Source organism: Archangium lansingense (genome assembly GCF_026626635.1).
GTDB lineage: Bacteria > Myxococcota > Myxococcia > Myxococcales > Myxococcaceae > Archangium > Archangium lansingense.
Map to the genome: position 1 here is coordinate 13,016,447 of NZ_JAPNKA010000001.1, position 15,395 is coordinate 13,031,841.

15 protein-coding genes are annotated in these 15,395 nt (G+C 69.4%); 10 read left to right on the forward strand and 5 right to left on the reverse strand.

What is annotated here, in order from left to right:
- Positions 1-14 precede the first annotated feature (14 nt).
- The 9 genes from OV287_RS52410 (at position 15) to OV287_RS52450 (ending at position 10,756) form a co-directional block, all read left to right on the forward strand.
- The gene (locus tag OV287_RS52410) at positions 15-251 is read left to right on the forward strand and encodes a hypothetical protein (protein ID WP_267541616.1); all 237 of its coding nucleotides are present in this window, start codon (positions 15-17) and stop codon (positions 249-251) included.
- Positions 248-1,129, forward strand: a complete 882-nt coding sequence (locus OV287_RS52415) for a hypothetical protein (RefSeq protein WP_267541617.1) — start codon at positions 248-250, stop codon at positions 1,127-1,129. Before OV287_RS52410 ends, OV287_RS52415 begins: the two co-directional genes overlap by 4 nt.
- Before the next feature lie 127 nt (positions 1,130-1,256).
- Positions 1,257-2,090, forward strand: coding sequence for a DUF2381 family protein (locus tag OV287_RS52420; protein ID WP_267541618.1), 834 nt, complete (start codon positions 1,257-1,259; stop codon positions 2,088-2,090).
- Positions 2,087-3,853, forward strand: coding sequence for a serine/threonine protein kinase (locus OV287_RS52425; protein WP_267541619.1), 1,767 nt, complete (start codon positions 2,087-2,089; stop codon positions 3,851-3,853). Before OV287_RS52420 ends, OV287_RS52425 begins: the two co-directional genes overlap by 4 nt.
- Before the next feature lie 507 nt (positions 3,854-4,360).
- Entirely contained in the window at positions 4,361-5,086 is a 726-nt protein-coding gene (locus OV287_RS52430; RefSeq protein WP_267541620.1) for a hypothetical protein, read from the forward strand.
- Between the two features lie 244 nt (positions 5,087-5,330).
- Positions 5,331-5,696 (forward strand): hypothetical protein, encoded by a 366-nt coding sequence (locus tag OV287_RS52435; RefSeq protein ID WP_267541621.1) that lies wholly within the window; start codon positions 5,331-5,333, stop codon positions 5,694-5,696.
- Positions 5,693-6,232 carry a dihydrofolate reductase family protein gene (locus tag OV287_RS52440; RefSeq protein WP_267541622.1) on the forward strand — a complete coding sequence of 180 codons (540 nt, stop codon included), beginning with the start codon at positions 5,693-5,695 and terminating at the stop codon, positions 6,230-6,232. Before OV287_RS52435 ends, OV287_RS52440 begins: the two co-directional genes overlap by 4 nt.
- Positions 6,233-6,435: 203 nt before the next feature.
- The gene (locus tag OV287_RS52445) at positions 6,436-6,582 is read left to right on the forward strand and encodes a hypothetical protein (protein WP_267541623.1); all 147 of its coding nucleotides are present in this window, start codon (positions 6,436-6,438) and stop codon (positions 6,580-6,582) included.
- 10 nt (positions 6,583-6,592) lie between these two features.
- Positions 6,593-10,756 (forward strand): DUF6519 domain-containing protein, encoded by a 4,164-nt coding sequence (locus tag OV287_RS52450; protein ID WP_267541624.1) that lies wholly within the window; start codon positions 6,593-6,595, stop codon positions 10,754-10,756.
- Between the two features lie 72 nt (positions 10,757-10,828).
- On the opposite strand, the gene OV287_RS52455 is transcribed toward OV287_RS52450, so the two are convergent.
- Positions 10,829-11,368 (reverse strand): GNAT family N-acetyltransferase, encoded by a 540-nt coding sequence (locus OV287_RS52455; protein ID WP_267541625.1) that lies wholly within the window; start codon positions 11,366-11,368, stop codon positions 10,829-10,831.
- A gap of 180 nt (positions 11,369-11,548) precedes the next feature.
- Between OV287_RS52455 and OV287_RS52460 the strand changes: the two genes are divergently transcribed.
- On the forward strand, positions 11,549-11,953 hold the full coding sequence (locus tag OV287_RS52460) for a hypothetical protein (protein ID WP_267541626.1): 405 nt from the start codon (positions 11,549-11,551) through the stop codon (positions 11,951-11,953).
- A gap of 78 nt (positions 11,954-12,031) precedes the next feature.
- Here the strand turns inward: OV287_RS52460 and OV287_RS52465 are convergent, their stop codons facing one another.
- Genes OV287_RS52465 through OV287_RS52480 form a run of 4 tightly spaced genes read right to left on the reverse strand, consistent with a single transcriptional unit; the run spans position 12,032 to position 15,318 of the window.
- Entirely contained in the window at positions 12,032-12,685 is a 654-nt protein-coding gene (locus OV287_RS52465) for an SRPBCC family protein (RefSeq protein ID WP_267541627.1), read from the reverse strand.
- Between the two features lie 9 nt (positions 12,686-12,694).
- Positions 12,695-13,576, reverse strand: coding sequence for a 5-oxoprolinase subunit C family protein (locus OV287_RS52470; protein WP_267541628.1), 882 nt, complete (start codon positions 13,574-13,576; stop codon positions 12,695-12,697).
- Positions 13,577-14,863 carry a LamB/YcsF family protein gene (locus OV287_RS52475; protein ID WP_267541629.1) on the reverse strand — a complete coding sequence of 429 codons (1,287 nt, stop codon included), beginning with the start codon at positions 14,861-14,863 and terminating at the stop codon, positions 13,577-13,579.
- Positions 14,864-14,889: 26 nt separating this feature from the next.
- On the reverse strand, positions 14,890-15,318 hold the full coding sequence (locus OV287_RS52480) for a Uma2 family endonuclease (RefSeq protein WP_267541630.1): 429 nt from the start codon (positions 15,316-15,318) through the stop codon (positions 14,890-14,892).
- Positions 15,319-15,395: the final 77 nt, after the last annotated feature.

Sequence of the window (15,395 nt, forward strand, 5' to 3'; positions counted from 1 at the left end):
CAGGAGAAGGACACATGCGCTGGCGACGGATGTTCGCGTTCACGGTGTGGATGGCGGTGGGGACGGGGTGCCCGGAGACGTGGCGGGAAGGCGGCACCATCGACCGGGCGATGGCGAAGGACCTCGCGGAGGAACTGCATCGGCACGACTGCCCCTTGAGCGAGGATGAGTGGAAGTGGAGCTGTGAAGTTCCTGCTCGGTGGGGGCAGCGTGATTGCCCCCATGAGTGTCAGTTCAGGACCAACCCGTGATGCGTTGGCGCCTGGCCCTGGCCCCCCTGCTGGCCCTCCCCCTGCTCCTGCCATTGGCCTGGGCCCTCCATACAGCCATGCTGGGGGGATTGCGTCCGGCGCCTGAAGCGCCGCTCATCCCGATGCTCTCTCCCGGAGAGCGGCAGAGCCTGATGACCTACGAGCGCCCCTGCAAAGGCCGCAAGGACTGCGAGCCACCGCTCACGTGCTTCTTCAATGCGCGCTCGATGTGGACGTACTGCACCGACAGCCGGTGCATGACGGACGAGCACTGCACCGAGGACATGGTGTGCCGCACGGTGGAGACAGGGAAGGGAGGGTCCCGACTCCGCCAATGCGCGCTGGTGGGCGTGCGCAAGGAGGGCGAGCCCTGCTTGGACATCTCCGATTCACGTGAAGCCTCATGCGAACGGGGCCTGCTGTGTCAGGACCGCCGGTGCGGCCGGCCGTGCCGAATGGACGAGCCTGGGAGTTGTCCGGAGGGATTCTTCTGCCGCGAGGGCCTCGATGGGCCTTCCTGCCTGCCCACGTGCGAGGGCCGCACGTGTCCCGAGGGCCAGCACTGCATCCGGCCCGACCTCGATGAGGACGTGTCGGTGTGCGCGCAGGTGTATGGCCAGAACTGCCAGGAGACGCCCTGTCCTGGGGGGCAGGAGTGTTCCATGTGGAATGTCTACGACCACCCGCGCGAAGCCTGGGGGACGTGTCTCATCCGATGTGGTGAGGAGCACACGCCTCCATGCCCCGAGGGCTTCATCTGCCGGATGAAGTATTGCAGGAAGTCCTGTGACCCGGCCGTCCCCGACGCCTGCGGTCCCCATTACAAGTGTCACCGCTATTCCGAGAAGTACGCCTGGACGTGCCAGCCGGACATGTGAGGCGCGCGGGCTCCGAACCAGACCCCATCCCCGAAGTCAAGTCGCCCGGGATGACGGGCGCGGTAGGTTCGGCCTTGCCGCGCGGAGGGGCCTCTCCTAGCCTGCGCACCCGCTCTCGGAGTGCCGCGTGCGTCCTGGTCCCTGCCTCCTGCTCCTCCTGCTGCTCTCCACGTCGGCCGCCGCTCGGGATGGCTCCAGCGGACGGGCGCTCCAGTTGCGCACGCTCGTGGCCCCCTCCCGGCCCGGCGAGGTGCCGCCCCTGGAACTGCGGGCCTCCGCGGGCCTGACCACGCTCGTCCAGTTCGACTCCTCCCTCCAGGCCGGGGCCGTGGAGCTCACGGAGCAAGGCGGGCTCGTCCAGCTCGCCCGCCTGGGTGACGGCTCGCTCGTCGTGGCCCTCACGCGCAATCTGGCTCCGGGCGAGCAGGTGCCCTTCACCGTGGCCCTCGAGCCCGGCGCCGAGCCCCTTCGCTTCGTGGTCGTCACCCGGCGCGAGGCGGTGGACCTGCGGGTGCAGGTGGTCCGTGCCCGGCACTCCGACGGTGAGGACGCGGCGGAGCACGTGGCCCGCGAACTGCTCGCCGGACCGGAGACGCGGCCCATGCTCGCCCTGCCCCAGGCGGCGAGGAAGCGCGACACGTGGGACGCCCGGGCGCAGGTTCAATCCGTGGTCTGGATGGGCCCGAGGCTGTTCGCCATCGTGGCCGTGTGGAACCAGAAAAGGGGCACTGCCCCGTGGAGGCTGGTGCAGGCGCGGCTGCGGACAACGCTCGCGGATGGCGTGCTCCTGGAATGGCCCGCGCGGCTGCTGCCGGGCCCGGTTCGAGTGAGGAGGCAACTCCACGTCCTCACCAGCCCGCTGCCGGAAGGGGCTTCGGGGCTGGAGGTCGCGCTGGACGCCGAGGACTCGCCCGGAAGCTTCCAACCGCTCCCCCCGGCCACGATGGACGAGTCCCCATGAGACGCCCGCAGCATCCGAATCAACTCCGCGCGGGAGATCGGGTGCGCGACTTCCGCGTCGTGCGCCGGTTGGGGGTGGGCGGCTTCGCCTTCGTCTTCCTGGTGGAGCGCGGAGGCCGCCGCTCCACGTTGAAGATGGCCGCCCGGCCGCCCTCGCGCGAGGACTGGGACCGGGTAGATGACTGGATGCGCCGGGAGCGGGTGTCTCTGGAGTGCGTGGAGCATCCCCACCTGCTGCCTGTGGAGGAGTGGGGCCGGTGGCCCGACCCGGAGATGGGCTATGCCTACTTCGTCATGCCCTATGTCCCCGCGAGCACGTTCCACACATGGCGCTGGCGCGAGCGGGCCTCACTGTCCCGAAGCGTGGGCGTGCTGTGCGAGCTGTTGAAACCGCTGGAGGCCCTGCACGAGCGAGGCGTGGTGCACCGGGACCTGAAGGCGGACAACGTCCTGGTGCGCGAGGGGGATGACGCGCCCTTCCTCATCGACTTCGGCGCGGCGCACCTGCCCTGGGGGCGTCCCCTGACGGAGGGACTGGCGCCGGGGACGCTCTACTGCCAGCCGCCCGAGGCCATCACCTTCCTGCTCACCCAGGCCTCGCGCCAGGGCTCGCGGCTGGAGGCCCGACCCTCGGCGGACCTCTATATGTTCGGCGTGCTCCTGTACGAAGTGGTCACGGGCTGCCGCCCCGTCGACTCCCGGTGGACGCTGGAGCAGATGCTGGTGGCCATCGCCACGGCTCCTCCGCTGGAGCCTCGGCTCCTCGCGCCCGATGCGCCCGCCTCGCTGTGCGCCCTGACCCTGCGGCTGCTGGCGAAGGAGCCGGAACAGCGGCCCGTGAGTGCCCGCGCGGTGCGCGAGGAACTGGAGCGGTGGAGGACGGAAGAGGGCCACCTGCCGTCCTGGACGTCACCCGCGAAGCACCCCTCCGAGCTCCCCGGATGGAAGGAGCGCTTCCCGGACGTGGACGTGCTGGAGCTGGCACCGGAGGAGCCACCGCCGCCCGCGAGACCATCCCCCTCCCGGAAGAAGCTCGGGGCCGCGTGCGCCCTGGGGCTGGTGCTGCTCGGGGTAGGGTGGATGCTTCTGCGAAAGGAACAGTCCGTGCCCTCCAACTCCACTGAAACACCCCTCATTCCGTCCAGCTCGGCGCCCGAGCCCTCGTGGCTGTGCCGGCGTCTCGGCCCCGTGCTGGGAGTGGCCGCCGCACAGCTCCTCGGGTGCGCCACCACGCCCGTACGGCCCGATCCCATCGGCTATCTCTCGCGCTGCCCACCCGAGGCCCGCGCCACGCCCGTCAAGCTGGGCTTCATCCCCGAGGAGTACCCCATCTTCTTCCATCCAGGCTCTCCCGCGACGCCCGCCGCGGCAGTGCCCATCGAGGAGGGCGGGCCGCTCAACCTCAAACCCGGTCCCGTCTCCGTGTACTTCGTGGGCGTCCTGGATGAGTACAAGGAGGTGGAATACATGGTCTCCGGCGAAGTGGTGACACTGCCACATCGCGTCTACATCCAGTTCGACCGGCTCCACCTGCCGGATGGAAGCACGCTGCCCATCTGCGGCGTGGCCGTGGATGGCCTGCACCAGTATGGCATTCCGACCTTCGCGAAATTGCCCACCGACGGCGTCACCGTGGACCCGGACAAGGTGGACAAGAGCCCCGGCAGCGTGGTGCTCGACGGCCCCCGGTGGGAGTCGGTGGTGCAGTTTCCCGAGGGCCATCGCATGCCGCGCATCCGCCTGGCCCCGCCGGACTGGCGCTGAGACATCCGACGCCCCGGAGTCCTGGTGCCGGAGCTTCCCCGCCGTGGAGTGGGGGAGACCGGGGCGTATGATGCCGGGACCCACCGGGCTCTTGCCGCTTTCTGGAGAAGCACACATGCGCTGGCGACGGTTGTTCGCGTTCACGGTGTGGATGGCGGTGGGGACGGGGTGCCCGGAGACTTGGCGGGAAGGCGGTACCATCGACCGGGCGATGGCGAAGGACCTCGCGCAGGAACTGCACCGGCACGACTGCCACTTGAGCGAGGAGGAGTGGGAAATGAAATGTGACGTTCCTGCTGAGCGGTGGGAAAAGTCTGGTTGCCCTCATGCCTGTCAGTTCAGGACCGGCCAGTGATGCGCTGGCGCCCCCTCCTGGCCGTTCTACCTGGCATTCTCCTGCTGCTGCCGTTGGCCTGGAGCGTCCATACGGCCATGCTGGGAGGATTGCGTCCGGCTCCCGAGGCGAAGCTCGTCCCGATGCTATCGCCTGGAGAGCGTCAAAGCTTGATGTCCTACGAGCGCCCCTGCGAGGGCCGCAAGGACTGCGAGCCGCCGCTCGCCTGCTTCTTCAATGCGCGCTCGAAATGGCGGTACTGCACCGACAGCCGGTGCATGACGGACCAGGACTGCGCCGAGGACATGGTGTGCCGCACACTGGAGACGGGGAAGGGAGGGCCCCGACTCCGCCAGTGCACGCTGGTGGGCATACGCAAGGAGGGGGAGCCCTGCTCGAACATGTCGTCTTTGCGTGAAGCGGCATGTGAACGGGGCCTGCTGTGCCAGAACCGCCGGTGCGGCCGACCGTGCCGGATGGAAGAGCCCGGGAGCTGTCCAGAGGGTTTCTTCTGCCGCGAGGGCCTTGATGGGCCCTCCTGCCTGCCCACGTGCGAGGGCCGTACGTGTCCCGAGGGCCAGGTCTGCATCCAACCTGACATGGAGGAAGGCGTGTCAGTGTGCGCGCAGGTGCATGGCAACAACTGCCAGGAGACGCCCTGTCCTGGGGGGCAGAAGTGCGACATGTGGAATTCCTTCAACCACCCGCACGAAGCCTGGGGGACGTGTCTCCTCCGGTGTGGTGAGGAGCACACGCCTGACTGCCCCGAGGGCACCGTCTGCCAGATGCACTACTGCAGGAAGTCCTGTGACCCGGCCGTTCCCAATGCCTGCGGTCCCCATTACAAGTGTTACCGCTACTCCGAGAAATACGCCTGGACGTGTGATCCGGACATGTGAGGCGCGCTTGAACCGGACCCCATCCCCGAAGTCAACCCCACCGGGAAGACGGGCACGGTAGTAGGTAAGCAAGAGTTCCTTTACAAAAAGGAACGGAGCCGGAAGCGGCGAGAGAGGACTTCTGCGAGAATCATCTTTCAGGCTGCCCGCCGCCCCTGGCCCGATATTCTCCGCCTCCGCCATGACCCAATCCAGGATTCCGGAGAGTGAGGAACCGGCGGCCCCCGCCACCTGTGGTGCTGGCGTGGCCCAGCACGCCGACATCCCGGCGAAGATCGCAGTGATGTTCGAAGGGCTCGCCGAGACGCTGGAGCTCCACCGCAGGTTGCTGGTCCTCGATGACGCGAGCGCGCGCCGGGAGGACGAGGTCTACGCGGAGCTGGCGGCAGCCTGGAAGGACATCGCGACGCGGGTGGAGCGGGCGGCGTCCCGGATGGCGCAGCAGCACAACCTCCCGATGGGCGCTCACGACGAAACGGCCTGGGGTGACGAGCACCTGCGCGCCTTCGAGAAGTTCGTGACCGCGCAGAGCCAGGTGCTGGCGCTGTTGAAGGTGGCGGCAGATCGCGATCAGAAAATGCTCTCGTCCATGACCGGCGGCACCCCATGAGGCGGCTCTTCTGGCAGATGATGATCTCGCTCGACGGCTTCATGGAGGGGCCAAACAGCGAGCTGGACTGGCTCGTGAGCGACGAGGACTTCGATCGCTACGGCCGAGGGATGCTGGCTTCCATCGATGGCATGTTGCTGGGCCGAAAGACCTACCAGCTCTTCGCCTCGCACTGGCCGACCTCGACGCAATCCGAGGCGCCGCGGCTCAATGAGCTGCCGAAGTATGTGTTCTCGCGTACCCTGGAGCGGGTCGAGTGGAACAACTCGACCCTGGTACGCTCCGATGCAGTGGAGGCGGTGCAGCGGCTCAAGCAGCAGCCGGGCCGGGAGCTCGCCCTCTTCGGCAGCGCCGAGCTCGCCTCCACCTTGATGCGCGCCGGGCTCATCGACGAGTACCGGATCCTGGTCGCGCCGATCGCGCTCGGCTCGGGAGCACCGATGTTCAGGCACGTCGAGCAACGCGTGCGTTTGAGACTGACCCGCTCGGAGACGTTCAGCTCGGGCGTCGTGTTGAGCTACTACGAGCCCAGGTGACGGGCCGGCACCCCGCGAGAAACACCCTGCCCCCCTCAGCCCCGGGCAGCCCGCTGCGCACATGTGCGCCAGCGTGAGCATCGCGGCCTCCGCCCCGGCCCCTCGGGAAGCAACCGGGCAGGCCTCCTCGCCACCAGCCCCGGGTTCGTGTCACGCTCCGCGCTGGCGAGCCCGGTGACGCGTGGCTCGCGGACACCGGTCCAATGAAACGGAAGACCGGTGCCCGGGATGGGGGTGAGCTCGGCGAGTACCACCCGCGTCAGCAGGAGCGGAGACTCGTCGCGCTCCGGGGCGTGCTCGAGGAATTCCAGCCCACCGGCCTGAGCGCCGGCGTCTTCTTCACCGACTGAGTCCACCACCATGACGAGCGACTACTCCCGCTCCACCTTCAATCGGCGCAAGCACTACAACAGTGTGCGGATGCAACAGGGCCGCGTGCAGCTCGACGCGGACTGGAACGAGCAGGTCGACATCACCGCGCACCAGCTGCGCCAGCGAACGCGGGACACGCTGGGCCCGAGCGGGGCACCCATCGACGACGCGGGCTTCGCCCTGGAGGTGCACGAGGGGCAGCTCACGGTAGGCCCGGGCCGCTACTACGTGGACGGAGCTCTGTGCGAGAACGAGGCGCGGGTGACGCTCGACGCACAGCCGGACGACCCGGGGCAGCCGGCGCCGAGCGAGCCGGGGGTGTACCTCGCGCTGCTGGACGTCTGGGAGCGCACGCTGGGAGTGAACGAGGACCCGAGCATCCGCGAAGTCGCGCTGGGCGGGCCGGACACGGCGGTGCGCACGAAGACGGTATGGCAGGTGCGCACGCTGCGAGTGGACGGAGACCCGGACGCACCGGACCGGGGGCGGGAGGACCGAGCGTGGAAGCACTTCCTGTCGCGCAACACGCATGCGGGCGAGCTGAAGGCGTGGCGTGAGCGGGACGAGGCGACGGAGCTGCCGGGCAACCAGCTCTACCGGGTGGAGATCCACGACGAGGGAGATCGTGCAGGAGCGGAGCACGAGGCCGGGAGTCACTGGCCCCGGCCGAAGGTATGGGGTGTACCCAGCGAGCCGAAGCGGCTGAGGCTGGAGGAAGAGGAGGCGTGGGATGCGCGGCTGTGGCGTGAGGGTCGGCCGGTAGAGGTGCTGACGGAGCGAGGCCGGTTCCTGACGCGGCTGACATCGGTGGACGCAGGCGAGCGGGAGCTGCGGCTGGCGTCGGCGGTGCCCGAGGAGCTGGGCGAGCCGAGGCGAGTGCGGCCCATCGCGAGCTACAAGTGGTCGCGCAACAACGGCATCGACGCGCTGCCCGTAACGTCGGCGAGGAAGGAAGATCAGGGGGCGGTGGTGCGGCTGTCCTCGCCAGTGGGGACGCGCGGGGTGGAGCTGCGGGTCGGGGACGTGGTGGAGGCGGTGGACGAGCGCATGGTGCTGCGGAGTGAGCCCGCACCGCTGCGCCGCGTGGTGCGCATCTCACAGGACAGACTCGAGGTGACGCTGGACGGGGACGTGCCGGCGGACTTCGGAGGCACGCCGGAGCAGACGAAGCCGCTGCTGCGCAGGTGGGACCGGACGCCGGCCACGCGCGAGCCGGGCAGCCTGTCGGTGGTGGACGACAAGCTGGAGTTGGAGCACGGCGTGCACGTGGAGTTCACGGGGCACGGCGGCTACCGCACGGGGGACCACTGGCTGATTCCGGCGCGCACGCGCACGGGGGCGGTGGAGTGGCCCACGGACGACAAGGGCCAGCCACGAGCCCAACCTCCGCAAGGCGGGCGGCACCAGTACACGCTGCTGGCGGTGCTGCGCGTGGAGGCACCGGGAGTGGTGCAGGTGGAGGACCGGCGCGTGCTCTTCGCACCGCTCACGCGAGCCGGTGCGGGCCCCGGGAAGGACGGGCCCACGACGCTGCGGGGAGACCTGCATGTCATCGGCTCGGCGATCATCGACGGTACGCTGGACGCGGGCAGCATCCAGGGGCAGCTGGCGCACCACACGGTGGGCACGCACCAGCTGAAGGAGAAGGCCGTCACGTCGGAGAAGCTGGCGGACGCGAGCGTGCACCGGGTGCACCTGGCACCCGAGGTGGGGCTGGTGCCGGTGGGCTTCTCCATCCTGGGCGAGTCGGCGAAGCCGCCCGAGGGCTACGAGTCCAGCCACCTGTCGGTGGAGGTCTTCAACCACAACGCGCGCTGGGTGACGAGGCCGCCGGTACCGGTGGGAGCAACGGCGCGAGTAGTGCTGGTCACGCTGCAGGGAGCGGCGCACGCGCTGCTGGATGGCGGGCAGGTGCTGCGCTTCGAGGAGAAGGACGGAACGTGGCGGCAGGTGACGCAGCTTCCGCAATCGCAGGCGGGCTTTGGCGCGGGGGTGCTGGAAGGGCGGCTGCACGTGCTGGGAGGAAAGGACGAGCACGGACGGCCACTGGCGCACCACGCGGCGTGGGAACCGAAAACGGACCGATGGACGACGGTGAGCCCAATGCCCACGGCGAGAACGGAGCCGGGGGTGGTGTCGGCGGACGGGTGGCTCTTCGTGCTGGGAGGGATGGAGAGCTGGCCGCTGCCGTGGTGGACGGGCGAGTCGAAGCTCTCGCGGCCCGCGCTGCTGAGCCGGCTGCAGCACAGCAGCGCCGAGGCAGCGGTGTACGACGCGAGGAAAGACGCGTGGCTGGAGGCGAAGGAGCTGTCCACGCCGCGCAGCCGCTTCGGTGTGGCGGTGGTGCGCGGACGCATCCACGTGGTGGGAGGAGAGCGCAAGCGGCTGCTGCTGCCGGCGAGGCCGGTGGTGAAGCACGAGCAGTTCGATCCGAACCACAACCGCTGGTCCTCGCTGGCGCCGCTGCGGAGGGCACGCACGGAAGCAGCGGTAGCGGCGGTGGACGAGCGCCTGTACGTGGTGGGAGGCAAGGACGGGGACGATCTGCTGGACGACGTGGAGCGCTACAGCTTCACGAGTGACGCATGGCTGCCGCAGGAGACGCTGCCCACGCCGGTGAAGGGAGCGGGGGCGACGGTGGCGGGAGGGGAGCTGCTCGTCACGGGAGGAACGGGTCCGACGGGGCCACTGTCGACGAGCCAGGCCCTGGAAGTGGCCTCGCTGCTGTACGTGCACCGCAAGCGGGCGGCGAGGGCCGCGGAGGAGCAGGCAGAGCCCACGCCCACCGCGGAGCCCACGTCCGGAACGTCGGGAACGGGAACGGAGCCCATGCCCGCGACGGGCAGCACGTCCATGCCGGTACCAGCGCCGCCGATGGCCGCGAGGACGAACGAGCACCGCCCGCGCTTCCGCCCGCCGAAATTCGATCCGGCGCCGACAGTGGCGCAGCGCCTGGCGAAGCTGGGCGTCACGGCGGCGGCCCTGGTGGCGCTCCTCGCGGGGGCGGGTGTGGTGTGGCCCAAGATCTCGCCCACGCCCACGCCCACGCCGAGCCCGGCCGAGGCGGTCATGGGCATGGACATCTCGCATTACCAGGGCGAGGTGGACTGGAGCTCGGTGGTGAAGGAGGGAGCGGTGGACTTCGCCTTCGTGAAGGCGACGGAGGGACTGACGTACAAGGATCCGCAGTTCGAGCGCAACCGGACCGCACTGGGAAGCACGACGCTGCGCTGGGGCGCGTACCACTACTACCGGCCCAACGATGCGGGGAAGGATCAGGCCGAGTACTTCCTGAAGACGGTGGGGGTGGACAACCTGAAGAAGCACCTCCTGCCACCAGTGCTGGACGTGGAGGAGTGGAATCAGGAGAGCACGCAGGCGCTCATCAACGGGGTGCAGGCATGGCTGGACACGGTGGAGGCGGCCGTCGGGCGCAAGCCCATCGTGTACACGTACCACGAGTTCTGGACGGCGCACCTGAACCGGGGCTTCCAGAACTACCCGCTGTGGCTGGCCGGTCCGCTGGAGGAGTCGGTGACGTGGTCGTTCTGGCAGGTGGGGGACCAGGGGCAGGTGGCGGGAATCGGGAGCTGCGTGGACCAGGACATGTTCCGCGGCACGCTGGAGGAGCTGGACGCGTTCGTGCTGACGGGGAAGCTGCCGGTGACGCCGGCCCAGCCTCCTACGACGAGCACCCATTGCACGCCCCCAGTCACGGATGGGGGCACGCCGTCACACGACGCGGGCACGCACGATGCGGGGACGAGGGACGCGGGCACGCATGACGCGGGGACACCGGATGCGGGCCAGCCAGTGCCGAGGCAGTTCCAGTCGTGGATGACGCCGAATCCGGCGAGGCAGCGCTCGGGGCCGAAGCTGGTGTTCCCACCGCTGGCAACGCGAGTGGGCGTCCGGGGAGACACCACGGTGCGGTGCACCATCCAGACGACGGGCAAGCTGAAGGACTGCGTCATCACCCAGCCGCTGGGGCCGTCGAGCGTATCGGCGTACCTGGAGATGGACGTGGCGATCCTCGACATGCTCAACGCCAGCACGTTCGAGCCGGTGAAGGCCTACGGCCAGGTGGTGGAGGTCGACTACGACTTCAGGATGTACATCGACGCGGGCCAGTACACCTGGAGCTGGCTGTAGACCCTATCCCCTCTCCCTTCGGGAGAGGGACGGGGTGAGGGTATCGGGTGAACCCGGGTTCAACCCCCGGGCTCACCGCTCACGGCCCCGCGCCTCCCACTCGGAGCGCAAGAGACCCCACACCTGCTGGTCCTTGCGCTGACCGTCGATGAAGTAGTGCTCGCGCATCGCGCCCTCCAGCGTGAAGCCGAGCCTCCGCGCCAGTCCCTGGGAGGCGAGGTTGTCCGCCGCGGTGGTGAGCCACACGCGGTGGAGGAAGGGCCACTGGAAGAGTTGCTCCAGCGCCATGGCCACCGCCCGCGTGCCGAATCCCCGGCCGTGGTACGCGCTGGAGAGCATGTAGCCGATCTCCACGCGGCCCTGGAATCGCGACAGCTCCCTCGCGGCGATCGTCCCGATGATGTGCCCGTCGAGCTCCACCATCCACCGGAAGCTCGTGGCCTTCGGGTCCGACAGGTCGCTGGTCGCCTCCTGAATCCGCTTGAGGAGCGACTCGCGGGTAGACGGCTCCAGCGGCATGAGGCGGCGAGAGGCGGGCTCCTCGCGCATGGCCATCCAGATGTCCACGTGCTCGGGCAGGGCGGGAACCAGGCGGAGGTCCGGAGTCGTCATGGTCCGGCACCTTACCGCCCTCGCGAGAGAAACATCGTGCCCATGTTCATCCCCTCCTCTTCCACGAGCGGGCACCTGCGCATCCCCTAGCGGCCTGCCAGGCAAGCCCCCGCTGCACGAAACGAGAGCACGCCTCAGCTTCCCGGCCGCAGCGACACACGCAAAGGGAGGGAAGAAAGCATGACGAAGACGAAGCTTCTGCTGGCGGGCCTTGTCGCGGGGGCGGTGGCGTTTGGAACCGGGTGCAAGACGGACAAGGGCGCCGAGAACACCGGCACGGCCACCATGGCTCCGGATGCGGGCACGGGCGGCGCGGGCGTCGACCCCATGGAGCGAGGCCGCGAAGAGATGGACCCGCTGCCCCCGGAGGGCACGCGCGAGATGGAGCCCGACGCGCACGATGACACGCTCGACGAACCGGGAACGGGAGGCACGGGCCTCGAACAGGAGCCCCTGGACCCGGACGACAGCCTCGGCGGCGAGACGAGCGATGAGCCGCTCAACCCGGGCGCGCCGGCCAATCAGCCCATTCCGGACGAGGGCATGAAGAACGACGACGAGCGCACCACCGAGCCCCGGCACTAACGCCTCGGCCCCCTGAATGAGAAACGGCCCACGGGCGCGAGGCTCGTGGGCCGCTTCATGCGCAACAGGAGAAAACGCTCACGGCACCGCGGGCGCGGCCTGCACGGCGGGAGCGGCGGTCCCCGCGGGAGCCTCAGCAGGCACCGGCTGCGCAGCCTGAGCGGCCTGAGTTGCCTGCGCGGCCTCCTGCTCGGCGGCGCGGCGCTTCTCGGCCTCGGTCTTCAGGTGCTTCAGTCCCTGCTGGAAGTTGTTGCCCAGCATGTCGTTGATCATCCCGACGAAGTAGCCGCCCATGGGAGGCAGGGTGCCGCTGTCCGTCCAGGTCACCTTCGTGCCGCCGCCCTCCTGGGTCCACGTGAGCGAGCCGTGCGCGTTGACCTCCTCACGCGTCTCAATCATCTCGTCGACCCAAACGCCCGAGGCCACGTCACTCTTGGTGATGGTCATCTTGCCGAGCCCCATCTTCGGGCCCTGCCACGCCCACCAGGAGCCCACGCCCGAGGAGGGACCGCCGTACTCGTTCTTCACCTCGGGGTCCATGTCCTTGGTCCACGCGGCCCAGGACTGCCAGAGCTTGAGGTCATTCACGAGCGGATGGATGTGCTCGGGTGAGGCGTTGATGACGATGGAGCGCTCCACGTGCCATTGCCTGGGCAGGAACAGCCCCACGACGGTCAACAACACCACCAGCCCCACGAGCCCGAGGCCCAAACGCTTCAGCACGCGCTTCATGCACTCCCCCTATGACGACGGATTGGGGGCGGCACCATACACCGGGGCATGTTGGCGCCAGAATTCACGAGCCTCGTCCACACTCACAGCGCGGAATCTCACGGCAGCACCCGGCCTGCGAGCGAACAGAGAGCCCCAATCGGCGCGGATGACCACGGCGAGCACCGGGTAGCCGCCCGTGGTGGGGTGGTCCGGCCCGAGCACGATGACCTCACCAGATGCAGGCACCTGCAAGGCTCCGCGCACCATGGGCCCGGAGAGCCCCGAGCCCTCATCCGCATGGGGCAGTGCCGGACCGCGCAGGCGCATGCCCACGCGGTCACTCGTGGGAGATACGGAGAAAGCGCTCTCCAGCAACACCTCCACCGCATCCGCGCCGAAGCGCCCCAGGTCTGGCCCGAGCACCACACGCACCTCTGCATCCAGCGGCAGCGCCACGCTCAGCTCTTCGCGCGAGCCCCCACCGGCCCCAAGCGGCAGCACATCCCCGCGCTTCAGCACCCGGCCCTCGACACCGCCCAACCGGGCCACCGGCAACGTGCCCCGGCCACCGAGTACCTCGGGCACGTCGAAAGCGCCCTCCACCGCGACGTAGCGCACCACGCCCGCCTCCGGAGCGGGCACGGAGAACTGTCCGCCGGCCTCCACCCGGGAAGCGCGACCGTCCACGGACACCCAGGCGTCGCGCCCGTGCAGCCGCAACTCCAGACGCCCGTAACACTCGAGCGCCGCTGCGCTCCACACATTGCCCACTGAGCGGTTGGCGGCGGCGAGCCACTCGGGGACGAGCGCGCCACCTGGCGGAACTCCGTGGTGCATGAGACCAGCGCGTCCGCCGTCCTGCACCATCGCCGGCCCAGCCGCTTCGAGCACCTCCAGCCACGCGTCCATTCAGTCCACCCGCTCGAAACGGACCCGGTCTCCCAGACGCAGCAGCGCTCCGGAGCCGGGAAGAAAGGCGGTGAAGTCCACGGCGGTGCCGAGCAGGTTCCACCCGCCCGGCGAGGCAAACGGATAGATGCCGGTGCGGCGCCCGGCGAGCCCCACCGAGAGCGCCGGCACGCGGGGCCTCGGTGTCGCGAGCCTGGGAGCGGCGATGCGACCATCCACCTCGCCCAGGTAGGCGAAGCCGGGGAGGAAGCCGATGCTACGCACCGTGTACTCGCGCGAGGCGTGCAGCAGGGCCACGTCGTCCACCGAGAGGCCCACGCGCTCGGCCACGGCCTCCAGGTCGGGCCCGTCGTAGCGCACGCGCACAGTGACGAGCGGCGACTCCTCGAGCAGCACCGGAGTCACAGCCAGTCGTCCCAGAACGCGTCGGGGGTCCTCGGGAGGCGCAGCCGGATCGAAGTACACGCAGGCGTACTCCTCGCCCACCACCACGTCCACCACACCGGGCTGGGCCTTCAAGGACTCCAGCACGACGCGCCGCTCCAGCCGCGCGGGCAGGACGAGCCGCAGAGCGCCCTCGCCGAGGGACTCAGAGCGCAGGGACAACACCTCCAGCACCGCGCGCACCTCGCGGGCCATTTCCACTGCACCCGCTGAGTCCCCGTGCACGCACAGCGTGTCCACTGTCCCGCTGAGGGCCAACCGCAGCGCATTCTCGCGGGCCACTGCGGGGTCGCTGAGCACGGCACCCGGCTGCCCGCGAGGAATGAGCGAACCATCCGGGAGGGTACCCCGGTCCGCGAAGCCCTCGCGTGCGTAGGCGACCCCCACGGCTCGGGCTGCCTCGCGCAGCGCACCAGCGCCTGGTCCGATGAAGGTGATGCCAGGACCGAGGGACTCGAGGACGCCCTCCACCACGGCGTGAGCGAGTGCGGGGTCGCGGTTGGCGGCGTGATACAGGGCGCCGTGGGGTTTGGCGTAGCACACGGGCACGCCCACCTCGGAGGCAATGGCCAACAACCGGGAGCACTGGGCGGCCACCTGGGCGCGGAGCATCTCGGGGGCTACCTGCAACTCCTTGCGGCCGAAGTTCGCGCGGTCCTCATAGGAGGGATGCGCTCCGGCGCGAGTGCCGTGACGAGCACAGAACTCGAGGGCCCGGCGCATGGACTGCGCGTCGCCCGCATGCCCACCACAGGCGATGTTGGCCACCTGGGCGGACGCGTAGAGCCGCTCGTCCTCCTCGGGCAGCTCGCCCAGGTCGATGTTGAGGAGACACTCCGCCATGGTTCCGCCGCCCCTCCCTCGTGGAATTACCAGAGGTCCGCGGGCGGAACACTCAGCCCGGGCACGGAGCGGCAGCTCAGTGCCTCCGAGCGGCCCACGGTGATGCGCTCGGTATAGGCCTCCGTCTCGGAGTCCGGCGCACGGTAGACCTCGACCTCCTTGCTCTCAACGACGGCGAGGTCGGGCTCTGGCACGCTGAGCTCCCCGAGTTGCAGAGGCAGTTGCACGCGCAGGTCATGCTGCTCGGAGAGCTGCCGGAAAAGCATGCGGCTGAGCACCTGGATGATGCGTGCATGGGGCACGCTCTGGGGAGACATCTTGCAGAGCACTCCATCGAGGAGTTCCAGCCGCTCGTGCTCGCCGAAGACACCGGCATCCACCATCCACATGTACTCGGCCGCCGTCAGCCGGCGGAGGCGTCCGGCGGGAAGCGGGGGCTCGCGCGAGGGCTCCATGCTCGCAATATAGCGGCTGCGTCACCCTCGGGCAGAGCGGAAAACCCGGCCCGGGTCTATCCGGGACAATCCGAATG